Consider the following 15804-nt stretch of genomic DNA (forward strand, 5'->3'; position numbering starts at 1 on the left):
GGCAATTAAATATGAGCAAAGCGACATTGTAATGAGTAGAAAGATTGAACTATTAGCCCCAGGCGGTGATGTTAACGCGGTAAAAGCCGCCATTGTAGCCGGTGCTAATGCGGTTTATTGTGGATTAGATACCTTTAATGCACGTAACCGAGCGTCTAATCTTTCGTTTGATGAGCTTAACGGCGCACTTCGCCTAGCCCATGAATACGGCTGTGAAATATTTTTAACGCTAAATGTAGTGATATTAGAGCACGAAATGGGCGCGCTATTTAAGCTACTTAACCAACTCGTAAATACCACGCTCGACGGCATTATTGTGCAAGACCTAGGGTTATTCAATATAGTTAAAAAGCACTTTCCTACTTTGCATATCCACGCATCAACGCAGTTAACTACGCATAACGAATCACAGGTTGAGTTTTTAGCGCGCATTGGCGCTACACGTGTAAATTTATCGCGCGAGCTTAACTTAACTGAAATTAAAATACTGACCGATGTAGCGCACAAATGCGATGTATTGACCGAGGTGTTTGTACATGGTGCATTGTGTATTGCGTTTTCGGGGCAATGTTATTCAAGCTCAGTAAGTGTGGGTAACTCAGGTAACCGTGGTCGTTGCTCACAAGCATGTCGTGATGAATACGAGCCAACCGCCATGGGTAACAAACATCCGTTAAACTTAAAAGATAATTCAGCCTATTTTGATTTACCGGAGTTGGTAGCCGCGGGTGTTGACTCGTTAAAAGTAGAAGGCCGCATTAAAGGTGCTAACTACGTTCATACCGTTATTGATAGCTGGCGCAAACAAATAGATACCTTTGTACAAACAGGTAATTTAATTGAAGACGATTCAAGCTTATATAAAGTATTTAACCGTAATTTCACTAATAAGTTTTTGCAAGGTGACATGACAAAAAACATGTTTACCGACAACCCGCGCGACCATAGCTTTGATCACGCTAACGAAAAGAGTAACGCGATTTCGGTTGTGCAAATTTACGATGCACAACAAGAACTCGCCGCAGAAAAAAATGACATTGATACGTTAGTTAAAAAGAAGATTGAGTTTTTAGATATTTCAAAGCGAGAACTACGTTTTGAGTTTAGCGGCCAATTAAACCAGCCATTTACAGTAACACTGACAATAAACGATAAACACGACAACACCCTAGCAGAGCAAAGCGCCCTTCAACCTCTACGCTTTGAAGTTCAATCGCAAATGCCTATGCAAACCGCCGATAAATCGGTTGTTGATATTGCAGCTATTGATAAACGCTTTAAAACCTTTAGTAATGCCAATTTTGAAATTAAAAATATGGATTACTCAAACTTAGGCAACAACTTAAGCATTCCGTTTAAAGAGCTTGCCCGTATTAAGAAGCAAGTCGCGTTTTTATTAAACGAAGGCAAAGACGTACTCGCCCCTGTTGAACTGCCAAAACTAGTAAACCACCCTAAAGCCGATAACAAAACAACACTCTCTATTTTAATATCGGACATAAAAGACGTTCATCTATGTGATTTAACAGGTGGCGATGTTTACTTTAAATTACCAGAGAGCTTTAGAACCGATAACGATAAATACATTAATGTATTTTTAGAGCACCCACAGTTAATTCCGTGGTTTCCGGCGGTGTTAATTGGTAAAGATTTTGAAGAAGCGGTACGTTTGCTCGAGGTTGTAAAACCTAAGCTTATTATTAGTAACAACACAGGCGTTGCATTTAAAGCAGTACAAATGGGTATTGACTGGATTGCAGGCCCGTTGTTAAACACCACAAACTCTTATGCGTTACTAACACTACAAGAAGATTTAAACGCAAAAGGCGCGTTTATTTCAAACGAAATAAACAAACCACAAATGCGTAATATTAAACGTCCTAACAACTTTAAAATGATGTACAGCATTTATCATCCAATACTAATGATGACTAGCCGACAGTGTTTTTTCCAGCAAACAGTAGGATGTAAAAAACCACGTATTGACGCAAGCTGTATGCTGAGCTGTAAAAAAGAAACTACCGTTACCAATGTTAAAGGTATTAGCTTTGCTATTGATAAGCAAAAAGGCGGCTACCCAAGTATTTATAACCATGAGCAATTTTTAAACATGGATATTGTGAGTGACTTTGCCGACAAATTTGACGAGTTTATGATTGATTTAACCGACATTGGTTCAGGCGATAAAGAAAAGCTAGACAAAGCCGTGTTACTTGCGCATTTTCAAGATTTAATTAACGGGGAAACACAAGCGGTTGAACACTTAAATAGCTTGGTTAAAGTACAAACCCGTCAGCAGTATGTTGAAGGCCTAAACAGCTAAGGTAACTAACATGACATTGCCATTATTATATTCATTACAACACTGCCCATACGCAATGCGTGCACGAATGGGTATTTTAATGGCAGAGCAACAAGTACTTCTACGCGCTATAAAAACTAAAAATAAACCGCCGCATCTATTGCAAATATCGCCTAAAGGCACTGTGCCTGTTTTATTACTGCCTAATAACCAAGTTATAGATGAAAGCCTCGATATAATGCTTTGGGCTTTAAAGCAAAACGATCCGCATAATTTACTGCATACTCAAGACCCATTAGCACTTGAGCGCATGCTTGAGTTAATTAAGCTAAACGATACGCAATTTAAACCCGTACTCGAAAAGTACAAATTTTATGCTCGTACAAAAGACATGGCACAAATTTATTACCAAAAAGCCTGCGAAGAGTTTATTAAGCAATTTGAAGCAAAACTAACCACCCATAAATACTTGATGGGCGATGAAAAAAGTCTAGCCGATTATGCCCTGCTGCCATTTATTAGACAGTTTGCCCGTGTAGATAAACACTGGTACTTACAAAGTGAATACACGCATGTACGCGCATGGTTAAACGAGTTTTTACACGCCCCCATGTTCACCAAAGTCATGGCCAAATTTGATTTGTATATGGACTGCGGCGAAGAGTTTTTATACGGCGTTAAAAAGTCTTAACTTAGCCTTTGTTTTATAAGAAATTACATTGTCATAGCCAACTACAAATCTCAGCATTGAATTATTCTCATCATCGAATTTAAGCCCTTTATTTACGCTATACTGCCCTCCCCATTACTAACAAACGCTATGCATTATGAACTACTCAAACTTTGGCACTAAATTTACACAACCCAACGGCATTACCCAATTAATGGAAGACTTAGGCGGGGCTAAAAACAGTAACAATCCTAATATTGTTATGCTGGGTGGCGGTAACCCCGCATTAGTACCACAAGTAAATGAGGTTTTTTTAAGTGAATTACAAAAACTTGTTGCCAGCAATAAAGTATCGCAGGTGTTTGGCCTTTACGATGGCCCAACCGGTAACGACGAGTTTAGAGCAGCATTAGCTGGCCAGCTAAGTAAAGAGTACGCATGGGATGTTAGCGCCGATAACGTAGCACTTGGCAATGGCAGCCAAGCTAACTTTTTTGTGTTGTTTAATATGTTGGCAGGCGAAATGCCGGATGGCAGCCACAAAAAGATTTTATTCCCCCTCGCGCCAGAGTACATAGGTTATGCCGATCAAGGTTTATCGGCTGATATGTTTGTTGCCATAAAGCCTGATATCGAAATTTTAAATACAGGCAGCACATCAAAACAGTTTAAATACGTCATTGATTTTAAAGCAGTTGAAAAAAAACTAGCAAACGACAGCAGCATAAGCGCGCTGTGCGTATCACGCCCTACTAACCCAACAGGTAATGTAATTACTGATGATGAAGTAAAACACCTTGATTTGCTCGCTAAGCAATATGGTATTCCACTCATTATTGATAACGCATATGGCGACCCGTTTCCAGGCTGTATTTACACCGATGCAAACCTAACGTGGAACTCAAACATTATTTTATGTATGTCACTTTCAAAACTGGGCCTACCGGGTTTACGCAGCGGTATTGTGGTTGCCAATAATGAGATTATTAAAGCAATTGGTCGCGTAAATGGCAGCATGGTGTTATCGCCAAATAGTATTGGCCCAAGCTTAGTGACACGCTTAATTAACGACGACGAACTACTGCCACTGTGCCGCAACGTTGTACTGCCTTTTTATCGTAATAAAGCACAAATCGCGATTGAGTTGTTTGAGGAAGTATTTGCCGAACTGCCTGTTTATTTGCACAAAGTTGAAGGTGCATTTTTTATGTGGCTGTGGTTTAAAGATGCAAAAATAACAAGCGAGGTATTGTACCAACAACTCAAAGAGCAAGACGTGTATGTGATCCCTGGTCACAACTTTTTTATCGGCATTGACGATGATTGGGCGCACAAGCACGAGTGTATTCGTATTAACTATGCTACCGATGCAGATACCCTAAAAAAAGGCTTAGAAGCGATTAAAAACCTAATAAAGTAAATATACTGATGCCGATATTAATATCGGCATCAGTCATTTAACTCGCTTATATATACGTTTAAAATTCATGCAAACGCACTGTATCCCCTTTAAATTTATATACAAGTTGGTATCCTACGCGCCCTTTTTTAACATATGCTTATAAAAAAGAAATCGTCAAGGAGCGAATACTGCTGCAAGGCACTTACTGTAAGTGACAGCTTTAACACAACAGGCATCGCGTATAATTATTGATTTTAAACGTAAGATGTAACTTTAAATAGCAACATGCATTAGCACTATTAAGGTCAATTATGCGATTAGGACCAGGACTACTCGTCACTGCAGCCTTCATTGGACCAGGGACCATTACTACCGCCAGCGTGGCAGGTGCAAACTTTGGTTTTGCACTTATATGGACATTACTGTTTTCAGTAGTTGCCACTATATTATTACAATCTATGGCGGCGCGCCTTGGCGTTGCTACCGGGCAAGATTTAGCTCAAGCGCTCAGAGCACATATTCAAACGCCCTTATTCAAATCTTTAGCTATATTTTTAGTCATCAGCGCCATTGGTGTGGGCAGTGCAGCTTATGAAGCTGGTAATTTAAGTGGCGCTAGCATGGGATTAATTGAAATATTCCCTCAAGTTAGTCCTCAACTATGGACACCACTTATTGCTTTTTTTAGTGCAGCTTTACTGTATAGCGGCAAACATAAAGTGGTTGAAAACGCGCTAATTTTACTCGTTATTTTAATGAGCTTAGTGTTTATCTCAACACTTGTAATGGCAGCGCCTTCACTGGGTGATGTATTTGCAGGTTTTATTCCTAGTATGCCTGAAGGTTCTATTACGACAATATTGGCATTAGTAGGCACTACCATTGTGCCATACAACTTATTTTTACACTCCGGCGTGCTCGCTGCTAGACACGACAGTAACAGCGATATGCAAAAAGTGATTAAACAAACAAATGTTGATACAGGCCTATCAATCACTTTAGGCGGTGTGATCACTTTAGCTATTTTATCTACAGCTTCAGTTGCATTTTATGGCACCGATGCGGGGCAAATTAGTGCGGCCAATATGGCCGTGCAGCTAGAGCCATTGCTTGGCGACGCCGCTCATTACTTTTTTGCTATTGGTTTATTTGCTGCAGGTTTAACAAGTGCTATTACAGCGCCGCTTGCCGGTGCTTACGCCGTGTGTGGCATGTTAGGCTGGTCTAACGATATGAGTAACACGCGCTTTAAAGGCGTTGCTATTGTTATTTTATTGTTTGGTGCTGCGGTGGCGTCACTCGGTTTAGACCCTGTCGCGGTAATTATATTCGCGCAAGCGGCTAACGGGTTGTTACTTCCTATTGTTAGCACCTACCTTGTATGGCTGGTTAATCAAAAAGGGGTTATGGGAAACTACACTAACTCTTTGCTGTTAAACCTGGTAACCCTGCCCGTTTTGATCCTAATTTTTGGGTTAAGTAGCTACAAACTGATTAGTTTAATTTTTTAATTTAACTCTAAAAACCATATTTAAAGGCCGCTGTTTACAATAAACAGCGGCCTTTATTTATTAATCACTAAATAACGTATAAGCCGTACTTATATTCACACATCTAACAAGCTTTTTGGTTTTTAGTTGCTTTAAATAATTGCGAAAACGCAAAACCACCTACCGCGCCTGCAAGCAGTTGAGCATAAAAACCCCAGCCTCTTGCGCCCGCTATAATATGAATATTCATAATTGATTCAATGGCAATTAACACAATAGTAATTGCCAAAATGCCAGCAATAACAAATAGCTGAGTACTGTATTTTTGAACCTTTTTATTAAGCTTTGCGGTAACAAAAAAAGCGATGGCAAGTGCTAGGGCAATAATAGCGCCGTAGGTAGGTAATAGGCCTAACCAATCATCAAGCGTTAAACTAGCACGATCACTAAAGCCCACCACTACACCTACATTAACTAATTGATTGACAACGTATTGGCTATGAAACAAGCTAGCTAGTGTGAATGTAAGTAACCAAGAAACTAAAAATGAAGGCAATATACGTGTTAAAAACGACATGGTTATCTCAACTTAAAATAAAGCTTTTCTCTTATGCTAGCCATGCTAGCAAAGGCTTGCCCCGTAAACAATGTATCTCTTTTTTTACTCTGCTTTCGCTTTGTGCGTTTTCTGTTAATGCAGATGTTGCGCTCCCAAAGGAGCAGTACAGTACAAAAACACTGGCTACGCAATTACAGTCTCCGTGGAGCATGGTTGAACTACCAAACGGCACATGGTTAATTACAGAGCGTGATGGTCATGTAGTTATAGTTAAAAACAACGCGCAATCAAGAGTAAAATTAAACCTAACAGGTTTATACGTTGCAGGCCAAGGTGGTTTACTCGACATTGTATTATCACCAGATTATAACGACTCAAAAGAAATTATTTTTACTTATGCCCAAGGTGATGCAAGCGCAAATAGGCTGGTTGTTGCCAAAGCCACGTTTAATGGCACTGACTTTTCAAAGCCTAATGTTATTTATAAAGTAGCGACTGATAAAAACACACCGCAACATTACGCAGGACGCGCCCTTATCCTACCCGACAATACATTATTAGTTTCAACGGGCGATGGGTTTGACTTTAGAGAGCAAGCACAAGTTATCACCAGCCAACTTGGTAAAATATTACGTATAAACCTAGATGGCACCATTCCAACAGACAACCCATTTATTAATCACAAAAACCCAAATGCGCATGCTGTTTACTCCTTTGGTCATCGTAACCCTCAAGGCTTAGTTTATGATTACGATACGCAGCAAATTATTAGCAACGAACACGGCCCTGCAGGCGGTGACGAGCTAAACTACTTAACCGCTGGGACTAATTACGGCTGGCCGGTAATCACCTATGGCAAAGATTACTCGCAAGCGCGTATTTCACCATTTACCGAATATAAAGGCATGCAAAAACCAAGTGTTAATTGGACGCCATCAATAGCGCCATCAGGCATGGCGTATTACGGCTCTAAACATACCGCCTTCCCTTCACTACAACAACATGTACTCATCACTACTCTTGTTGATAAAAAGCTCTACAGCGTTAATCTGGTAAGTGGTGAATTTACGCAGTCTCACGTCTTTCCTGAGGCTTCAGGAAGATTAAGAGATGTATTTGTAACTGATAAAGGTAACGTCGCGGTATTAACAGACGGTAAAGAGGCAGAGCTAATGTTGGTAAAACCAAAGTAGTTTACAAATAGGGTTAGAGGCGCTTCGGTTTTAGAGAGTCATAACAGTTTAAATAAAGCGGCTTTTAGTAAGCACGCCATCCGACAAAAACTATGAGTTGACAGGGACAATCAAACTTACCACATCCTTTAATACTTGATATTTGAGGTCAATATTTGCCCTTTGTTTCTTTCCTATATATTGGTGATACCGAATTAATTTGCATGAAGTAACAAATAATAAAGCTAATCGTAAAAAGAAAGACCTGACTCTATTCAATTCTAAATGAAGGTTTTAAATCCCATAATCAACGTCAGATAGAATAAATGACTGACTATAACCTGTCCTATTGTTACGGAATAATAATTATCTTGGATGCATTCAATCCCAAATCTGTCAATGAATTTCCCTGTATATAATGCCCCGATTAAGCAAAATAGAAAGAAAAATGACATAACTAAAAAGATTAAAAAAGCACCTCCTGTCGATGAGATCGAATTACTCTCAGAGAACAAACTCAAAATGCTAGCAAAGAACAACCCTATTAGATTAATCCCAATAACTCTTCTCTGGGAGCAGTCATATTTACCTTTTGCTGAACACGTTGCGCGTTTTAATCTCGTCATTTTCCACCCAAATTTGTATACTTATTAGCATAACATTTCTTTCTTAATTAGTAGCCAAAATTACTCTACTACTACAAAAGGAAAGCCGGTTCGATACAGCCGAGTCATTTACCATTATTTAATAAACAGCTGTCGTTATCCGATTGGGCAGTCTATTTTTGCTTTCATTTTATCTACATAGTTCAGATTTTCGCATGATTCATGCATTTATAATAATGCACTCTTCATACTGTTTTTGTTGGCTTTTCTCGTAATGATTAGGATGGGTGTCATTCTAACTTCTACAATGGAACATCATGTAATGCTGTTTCTAAATCTATATTGGCTTTCAGTTTTTCACAAAAATTATGCCAAGAAGCTTGTTCGTTATCGTGTAATTCCACCACATCAACATTCGCCATAAGGTGCTCTGCTAACTTCCACATTCCGGACATTCCAAAAGCAGCCGAAGCTCCGCTACCTAATATAATTACGGGTGTGTTCTTGTAATAATCTTGAGCTTGTTTTGATACTGTATCTAGGATTTCCTCAGACATAACATTCCTTATATTGACTGATAACTATGATGCGGCTTTGTGCGCCTAACGCCCCAATATGCCGACGAAACGAGCGCAGCGAGTTGAGTTCGGAATAATTGGATTGTTATGTGATTACTATTTAACGCCCCGCGCTTTTGTTTTTAGACTTAAACAAACCTTTACCAGTTAATAGCGACAAATAAACACCCACTACAATTATCATTAACATTGAGCCAATAAAAAGTTCTCTTTGAATTACAAAAGTAACTGGAATTACAGAGGCTATAAATAACATAAAAGTGGATGAGATATTCTTCTTAGTAATATAACTCGCAGTTTTAATTCTAAATAATTTCATTATTAAACTCCTTTTTTGTTTTCAGCACAAATCACATAACGCCCAAATAACAGGCTAAGTAATGGTTGGCTAAAATTGTGTAGCGAAGCGAAACGTAGCCAACTGTTACGTGTCCTTGTTGATTTACTTGTTAGCTATACATTGCCACCAAGCCAATTTTTAACGGGTTGAACCCACTCTATAATAGGAGTGAAGAATGCACCATGTTCTTTACCTGTACTAATAGATATTTCACTAAATGAATTTACACCAGGGCTTTGATTTATCAAAAATTGGCAAGAGCCAACCATATCAGATGTTTCATAAATAGAATAAATATTACCGTAAACTTCAAATTTTTCATTATTCTTCATGAAATTAGCACAACTAGCTAAAAGAATAATATTGATATCTGGGTTCTGTATGTGACGTGAAGCTAAAATAGTAATCTCCCCGCCACGAGAGAAACCTAAAAGTGTAATGTTTTGAGGTTTAACACCAAGAGTAATTAATTTTTTAACGTCGTTTGTTAGTTTAAGAGCAAACGTTTTTGGGTTAGTATTTTGAATTCTGTGATATGCAATGAGATTGTAGTTGTTGCTTGAAATAGCATCTTTAACTTCTGGGAAGTCATATTCTCCCCAACGGGGGCTGACAGGATTAGTGTTTTCTCCCTCAACTATTTTCCCATGGGAATAAAAAACATATTTTCCGTTTGGATCTACGTTATCAGGAAATTGTTCATATATTTCACCCGCATTTACAAAAACAGGAGAAAATAATAATAAAATGCTAGAAGTTTGATATGTACGTTCCTTGTATAGCTAACAACTTTGTATCCGACATTTGTCGCTTTACAAACCGACAAATGTCCAAATATTACAAAAGGTTCTAATTTAACCAGCTAATAAGGACTTGTAAACAACTAGTTAGCCGATATTTAAGTTTCCTTGATGTAGAAATAACCCAAAATGGTAGAGATCAGTAATATCGGAAAAAAAAGTAATGAGCTATAAAAATAGGTGTAAGCGATATTATTAATAAGATAACTTAAATTTGTCTCTAAGTTTTTGCCTTTAACCTAAAACAAAAAAGCCGCTGTTCATTACAAACAGCGGCTTTCTAATTAAGATTTACAGGCTTAAAGCTTGCTTAACTTAAACTTGATTTTTATTGTTTACCAATCACTTCAAGTCCACCCATGTATGGGCGTAATACTTCTGGTACGGCCATTAAACTAGACAGCCACTCCAATTGTAAACTAATCTAGCGCGCCACTAAATTTACTTTTTTGGGCTAAGAGTTCACCTCTTTTTATATCTTTACTCGCGCGTTACACATTAAGTAAGCAATTATCACTGTTAAACCTAAATTACACGCATGAAAATGACTGCATAATGCAGTTGTGATTTATTACTGAGTAGTTTAAGTTTTATGCCAGTAGCTTTTCGCAGTTACTGATATTCGCTCGCCGCTTTCGCTTTAAGTTTTCACAATAACCTTCTTGTGATGCTGGCCTGCCGACTGCACCATGAAATACACGCGTAAATTGTGTGGTGAGTTTTAACCAGTTTTCTGGAGAGATATTAACTCTTTCGAGTAAGGGTAAGTGTGTACTTTCAATATAACCACTTTTGTATTCTCGTATACAGCGCCCTGTTAGCTCAACAAGTTCAAGGTACGATTTAAGCTCAAAAGGCAGCCCTTTTGGCATAATTTGACGAGGCATGCCTGCAAAGCGCAGTAGTTGTTTTGGTTGCTTGCCATCCTTTGCATACGTTAAACGCTGTTTGATGCTGGTATGGTCTGACTCTTCTGGGGTGTTAGCCATTTTGGCTCTAATGGGGTTTAAATCGACATACGCCATACAGGCCGCAAGGGCTGCTTCATCTAATAATGCTTGAGACGTAAATCGTCCCTCCCAAAAACGGCCAGTGCAGTTATCTTCTTTATTTGCTCTGCGAGCAATGTTTTCATTTAACAACCGCATAAACCAGCTAATACTTGATAGGCGTTCGCGGTATTGTTTTACTGTTTGATTAAAAAAGATAAGTTCAGCTTTACTTAGGGCTTCTCCCTGTATGTATTTTTGCGTAAGTACAGTGCCTTTACACAGCTTGTGCCAGCGAATAACAATCGCTTTATCATTTAGCCTATTCGCTTTTTTATCATCAACATACAGCACTAAATGGGTGTGATTACTCATAACAGCATAAGCACATACATCAATACAAAACACTTTGGCTAACTCAAGCTGTTTATCTTCAACCCATCCTCTACGATGCTCGTAGGATTGACCTGTAAAGTGGTCTTCCCCACATAAAAATGCACGGCGTACGCAACGTGATATGCAATGGTAGTACTTTGTATCAACCAAACTTACTTGGCGCTTTCTTGCAATTGCCATAAGACACCCTGCTTATTTTTCACACTGATAAAAGCCTAGTACTTAGTTCACTAAACTGCAAAAAATAGGATGGGTGTCACTGTTATCGTTGTAGCTTTTCGCAGTTACTGATATTCGCTCGCCGCTTTCGGTTTAAGTTTTCACAATAACCTTCTTGTGAGGCTGGCCTGCCGACTGCACCATGAAATAAACGCGTAAATTGTGTGGTGAGCTTTAACCAGTTTTCTGGGGAGATATTAACTCTTTCGAGTAAGGGTAAGTGTGTACTTTCAATATAACCACGTTTGTCTTCTCGTATACAGCGCCCTGTTAGCTCAACAAGTTCAAGGTACGATTTAAGCTCAAACGGCAGCCCTTTTGGCATAATTTGACGTGGCATGCCTGCAAAGCGCAGTAGTTGTTTTGGTTGCTTGCCATCCTTTGCATACGTTAAACGCTGTTTGATGCTGGTATGGTCTGACTCTTCTGGGGTGTTAGCCATTTTGGCTCTAATGGGGTTTAAATCGACATACGCCATGCAGGCCGCAAGGGCTGCTTCATCTAATAATGCTTGAGACGTAAATCGTCCCTCCCAAAAACGGCCAGTGCAGTTATCTTCTTTATTTGCTCTGCGAGCAATGTTTTCATTTAACAACCGCATAAACCAGCTAATACTTGATAGGCGCTCGCGGTATTGTTTTACTGTTTGATTAAAAAAGATAAGTTCAGCTTTACTTAGCTTTTCACCCTGTATGTATTTTTGCGTAAGTACAGTGCCTTTACACAGCTTGTGCCAGCGAATAACAATCGCTTTATCATTTAGCCTATTCGCTTTTTTATCATCAACATACAGCACTAAATGGGTGTGATTACTCATAACAGCATAAGCACATACATCAATACAAAACACTTTGGCTAACTCAAGCAGTTTATCTTCAATCCAGCCTCTACGATGCTCGTAGGATTGACCTGTAAAGTGGTCTTCCCCACATAAAAATGCACGGCGTACGCAACGTGATATGCAATGGTAGTACTTTGTATCAACCAAACTTACTTGGCGCTTTCTTGCAATTGCCATAAGACACCCTGCTTATTTTTTACACTGATAAAAGCCTGGTACTTAGTTCACTAAACTGCAAAAAATAGGATGGGTGTCACTATTATTCTTCGCCATCATCAGATCGTTGGCATTTAAGTGGATACGAATTCTATTTAGGTGCTGGAAAACACATACGCCCTACGATGAATCAACTTACTTAACCGCATTGAAAAGTAAAGGTTCACCGCTGTTAAAGTTTGCGGTGGAAAGTGAGCTTTAGCGCTTGCTGTCCACCTCAGGGTGTGTTGTTAGGCGACATTTACCGACAACTATTATTCACTAATTCTAACAACTCTAGTTTCTAACATTTTTTGAGATCCCAGTCCTGTTAACTCCCATTTCGATACCGCATCGTCATTGTTAATGGAGATTAAATTTAAGGCTAGGAACTGAATACGAATAGTAAATAACACCTGAGTATCGACCAACAGGCTACTAATATTATAATTATTCGTATCTATACCACTATATTGTGAAGCTATAAACTCACTAATAGATGTTTCATATGGACTATCAACTAGGAATGGTGAAATAGTGCTAAAAAGCTCTTCCCAAGTAGTTTCCTTAGACCAATTAGAATATCGTGTATCATGATTGAAGCTTTGAGCATAGATACTGTAGTCACCTTTAAGCATTATTTTACTATCAAAATTTGCCATCTCAGCTTCAGGAATGAGAGTTGAAGGAGAATTACTTTCAGATAATTGCATGCTTAGTTTATTATTTTCTTTCCTCAATTCATTTATTTCAGCCAACAGCTCAGGAGAAGCTGTTGAATCAGCTCTCACCCAGCCTATAGCAGGAAACATTTTCATAGTTTTGTTTAAGCTCAGTGAAACTTCACCAGGCAACTGTGCAGGATTATTCCAAAAACGAATTAATCGTCCATCACTTACTTTATCGCGAAAATCTTGCAACTTTTGATAATTGCTTTCATCATTTTCTGATTTCGCTCTTGGTAATTCATCTGGTGATTTGTGTAATAAAGCAATTACTTTGATGCCTTTACTTACAGCATAATCAAATTCTTTTTCCGTATAACTAAGTCCGTCATCAGCAGTTGAACCGTAACGACCACCGATTATCAACAGATAATAGTCACAGTCATCAATAATTCTTTTAATAAATTCCCATTGTTCTTCATCTGATGCAGGAAACAACTCCATTCCTGCAGGAATGCAATCCATCTCCATCAATGTTTGTAAAACACTTTGCCTTTCCTCTTGAAGATCAACATAGGTAGAACTCACAAAAACTTGATAGCGCTTATCCATAAATTTCCTATTTATTCCGATTGAGTGTAATAAATGCGACCATGTCGCCTAACAGCTTATTGAACACCACTTTGGGGGTTTATAACACCCCAAAACGGCGTATATTACATGGCTCAATAATTCCACTAAATAACTCTAATGTAAACAAGTAATTACGTATGTTATAAAATGCTCGCTGTTAAAATACACCAAAACGACTTTTAATAATGTTATTGGACAAAACACTGTTCACACACAGTGTATTTGAAAGTTGAATATTATTTATGAAATTTCTCTTTCTAACCACGATTAAAGGCCATATGTATAGCAATAACTATTGTTACAAACTACACAAAGAGCATTATTGAAGCTTATCTTTTTTGGTTAACTGCCTATATCTGCTTTAATAATATGCAACACGTACTGGCTCTATGGGAGATACTCAAGTGAAGTTATGTTTAAATCATTTAGTAAACTCGTAAAATGTAGCGCTAGAAACTGATAAAAAAGAAAGGTGCATATTTTTGTTAAAGAACTATAACGCGCAAAACACGTCCTACATACTAGTTGAATCTTTTTATCTTCAACCTTAACCTAAAACAAAAAAGCCGCTGTTTATTACAAACAGCGGCTTTCGTCTTAAGATTTACAAGCTTAAAGCTTGCATAACTTAAACTTGATTTTTATTGTTTACCAATCACTTCAAGTCCACCCATGTATGGGCGTAATACTTCTGGTACTACTACTGACCCATCGGCTTGTTGGTAGTTTTCTAGGATGGCTACTAGTGTACGGCCAACGGCTAAGCCAGAACCATTTAGTGTATGTAGTAACTCTGGCTTTTTAACACCTTCACGACGAAAACGTGCTTGCATTCTACGCGCCTGAAAGTCAGCCATGTTTGAACATGATGAAATTTCGCGGTATGTGTCTTGCGCAGGTAACCATACTTCTAAATCGTATGTTTTAGCTGAGCCAAAGCCCATGTCGCCCATACATAAAATTACTTTACGGTACGGAAGCTCAAGTGCTTGTAGTATTTGCTCTGCGTGACCTGTTAACTCTTCAAGCGTTGCCATTGAGTCTTCTGGTTTTACAAGTTGTACAAGTTCAACTTTATCAAACTGGTGTTGACGAATTAAGCCACGTGTATCGCGACCATAGCTGCCTGCTTCACTTCTGAAACACGGAGTGTGGGCAACTAAGCGAATTGGTAAATCGCTTTCATCGTAAATTTCGTCGCGGGCGCTATTTGTAAGCGGTACTTCAGCTGTTGGAATTAAGCTAAAGCCGGCTTGTTGTTCGCCGTCGTCGTTTACAAGGCCTAATGTGTGGAACAAATCGCCCGCAAATTTAGGTAATTGGCTTGTGCCATAAAGGCTTGCGCTATTTACTAGGTACGGTACATACATTTCTGTATAGCCGTTTTTATCAGCGTGTGTATCTAGCATAAATTGCGTTAGTGCACGGTGCATACGCGCAACTTGGCCGCGCATTACGGTAAAGCGTGCACCACTAATTTTAACGCCCATTTCAAAGTCTAAACCGTTTAGGTCTTGGCCTACATCTACGTGGTCTTTAACTTCAAAATCGAATTTTTTAGGTGTGCCCCACGTTAATATTTCAACGTTGTCGTCTTCGTCTTTACCCGCAGGTACAGACTCATCTGGCAAGTTTGGAATTGCTAAAGCAATGTCGTTAATCGCGGCTAATACTTCATCTTGCTCTGTTTTAGCTGCGTCTAGCTCACTACCTAAGTTAGCCACTGCATCAAGTAATGGCTGTGCGTCTTCGCCTTTTGCTTTGGCTTGACCAATTGCTTTTGCGCTTGCATTACGTTGACTTTGAAGTTCTTGCGTTTTTACTTGTAATGTTTTGCGTTTTTCTTCAAGTGCCGTTACCGTCGCTACATCGAGTTCGTAACCGCGCGCCGCTAAACGTGCTGCAGTTTGTTCGATGTCTTGACGTAAAAATTTAGAATCTAACATGT

General features: G+C 38.9%; 13 protein-coding genes and 1 pseudogene. 6 read left to right on the plus strand and 8 right to left on the minus strand.

All coding sequences use genetic code 11. The features are described 5' to 3' along the window. Positions 1-31: 31 nt before the first annotated feature. From FFU37_RS07560 to FFU37_RS07575, 4 genes are all read left to right on the plus strand, one after another. Positions 32-2323 carry a peptidase U32 family protein gene (locus FFU37_RS07560; RefSeq protein ID WP_138489149.1) on the plus strand — a complete coding sequence of 764 codons (2292 nt, stop codon included), beginning with the start codon at positions 32-34 and terminating at the stop codon, positions 2321-2323. Between the two features lie 10 nt (positions 2324-2333). Then, entirely contained in the window at positions 2334-2993 is a 660-nt protein-coding gene (locus FFU37_RS07565) for a glutathione S-transferase (RefSeq protein WP_002962992.1), read from the plus strand. 136 nt (positions 2994-3129) lie between these two features. Further along, complete coding sequence (locus FFU37_RS07570) at positions 3130-4392, plus strand: valine--pyruvate transaminase (protein ID WP_138489150.1); 1263 nt, start codon at positions 3130-3132, stop codon at positions 4390-4392. Between the two features lie 293 nt (positions 4393-4685). Next, positions 4686-5885 (plus strand): Nramp family divalent metal transporter, encoded by a 1200-nt coding sequence (locus tag FFU37_RS07575; protein ID WP_002962995.1) that lies wholly within the window; start codon positions 4686-4688, stop codon positions 5883-5885. Positions 5886-5988: 103 nt separating this feature from the next. Here the strand turns inward: FFU37_RS07575 and FFU37_RS07580 are convergent, their stop codons facing one another. Continuing rightward, entirely contained in the window at positions 5989-6441 is a 453-nt protein-coding gene (locus FFU37_RS07580; protein ID WP_138489151.1) for a hypothetical protein, read from the minus strand. Between FFU37_RS07580 and FFU37_RS07585 the strand changes: the two genes are divergently transcribed. Further along, on the plus strand, positions 6426-7616 hold the full coding sequence (locus tag FFU37_RS07585) for a PQQ-dependent sugar dehydrogenase (RefSeq protein ID WP_138489152.1): 1191 nt from the start codon (positions 6426-6428) through the stop codon (positions 7614-7616). The two genes, FFU37_RS07580 and FFU37_RS07585, sit on opposite strands and share 16 nt — an antisense overlap. Positions 7617-8502: 886 nt before the next feature. On the opposite strand, the gene FFU37_RS07590 is transcribed toward FFU37_RS07585, so the two are convergent. From FFU37_RS07590 to FFU37_RS07610, 5 genes are all read right to left on the minus strand, one after another. Continuing rightward, a complete protein-coding gene (locus FFU37_RS07590; protein ID WP_200218719.1) occupies positions 8503-8757 on the minus strand; it encodes a hypothetical protein in 255 nt (84 codons plus the stop codon). Between the two features lie 121 nt (positions 8758-8878). After that, the gene (locus FFU37_RS07595; protein ID WP_039489617.1) at positions 8879-9097 is read right to left on the minus strand and encodes a hypothetical protein; all 219 of its coding nucleotides are present in this window, start codon (positions 9095-9097) and stop codon (positions 8879-8881) included. 134 nt (positions 9098-9231) lie between these two features. After that, complete coding sequence (locus FFU37_RS20390; RefSeq protein WP_239022719.1) at positions 9232-9450, minus strand: hypothetical protein; 219 nt, start codon at positions 9448-9450, stop codon at positions 9232-9234. A 1058-nt stretch (positions 9451-10508) separates the two neighbouring features. Then, complete coding sequence (locus tag FFU37_RS07605) at positions 10509-11483, minus strand: transposase (RefSeq protein ID WP_138489154.1); 975 nt, start codon at positions 11481-11483, stop codon at positions 10509-10511. 82 nt (positions 11484-11565) lie between these two features. Beyond that, entirely contained in the window at positions 11566-12540 is a 975-nt protein-coding gene (locus FFU37_RS07610; protein WP_138489155.1) for a transposase, read from the minus strand. A gap of 97 nt (positions 12541-12637) precedes the next feature. Between FFU37_RS07610 and FFU37_RS20395 the strand changes: the two are divergent. Then, positions 12638-12781: pseudogene (locus tag FFU37_RS20395) on the plus strand (IS110 family transposase); the annotation flags it as partial. Positions 12782-12833: 52 nt separating this feature from the next. Here the strand turns inward: FFU37_RS20395 and FFU37_RS07620 are convergent. Both FFU37_RS07620 and serS read right to left on the minus strand, forming a co-directional pair. Then, positions 12834-13835, minus strand: coding sequence for a DUF4062 domain-containing protein (locus FFU37_RS07620; RefSeq protein ID WP_138489156.1), 1002 nt, complete (start codon positions 13833-13835; stop codon positions 12834-12836). Between the two features lie 662 nt (positions 13836-14497). After that, a complete protein-coding gene (gene serS, locus FFU37_RS07630; RefSeq protein WP_008133608.1) occupies positions 14498-15802 on the minus strand; it encodes a serine--tRNA ligase in 1305 nt (434 codons plus the stop codon). Between the last annotated feature and the right edge of the window lie 2 nt (positions 15803-15804).

Source organism: Pseudoalteromonas distincta, from assembly GCF_005877035.1.
In the GTDB taxonomy this organism is placed as follows: domain Bacteria; phylum Pseudomonadota; class Gammaproteobacteria; order Enterobacterales; family Alteromonadaceae; genus Pseudoalteromonas; species Pseudoalteromonas distincta.

Bases quoted from the DNA above. Each gene is read 5' to 3' on its own strand.
- FFU37_RS07560 (WP_138489149.1), top strand. From the start codon at position 32: ATGAGTAGAAAGATTGAACTATTAGCCCCAGGCGGTGATGTTAACGCG.
- FFU37_RS07565 (WP_002962992.1), top strand. From the start codon at position 2,334: ATGACATTGCCATTATTATATTCATTACAACACTGCCCATACGCAATG.
- FFU37_RS07570 (WP_138489150.1), top strand. From the start codon at position 3,130: ATGAACTACTCAAACTTTGGCACTAAATTTACACAACCCAACGGCATT.
- FFU37_RS07575 (WP_002962995.1), top strand. From the start codon at position 4,686: ATGCGATTAGGACCAGGACTACTCGTCACTGCAGCCTTCATTGGACCA.
- FFU37_RS07580 (WP_138489151.1), bottom strand. From the start codon at position 6,441: ATGTCGTTTTTAACACGTATATTGCCTTCATTTTTAGTTTCTTGGTTA.
- FFU37_RS07590 (WP_200218719.1), bottom strand. From the start codon at position 8,757: ATGTCTGAGGAAATCCTAGATACAGTATCAAAACAAGCTCAAGATTAT.
- FFU37_RS07595 (WP_039489617.1), bottom strand. From the start codon at position 9,097: ATGAAATTATTTAGAATTAAAACTGCGAGTTATATTACTAAGAAGAAT.
- FFU37_RS20390 (WP_239022719.1), bottom strand. From the start codon at position 9,450: ATGAAGAATAATGAAAAATTTGAAGTTTACGGTAATATTTATTCTATT.
- FFU37_RS07605 (WP_138489154.1), bottom strand. From the start codon at position 11,483: ATGGCAATTGCAAGAAAGCGCCAAGTAAGTTTGGTTGATACAAAGTAC.
- FFU37_RS07610 (WP_138489155.1), bottom strand. From the start codon at position 12,540: ATGGCAATTGCAAGAAAGCGCCAAGTAAGTTTGGTTGATACAAAGTAC.
- FFU37_RS07620 (WP_138489156.1), bottom strand. From the start codon at position 13,835: ATGGATAAGCGCTATCAAGTTTTTGTGAGTTCTACCTATGTTGATCTT.
- serS (WP_008133608.1), bottom strand. From the start codon at position 15,802: ATGTTAGATTCTAAATTTTTACGTCAAGACATCGAACAAACTGCAGCA.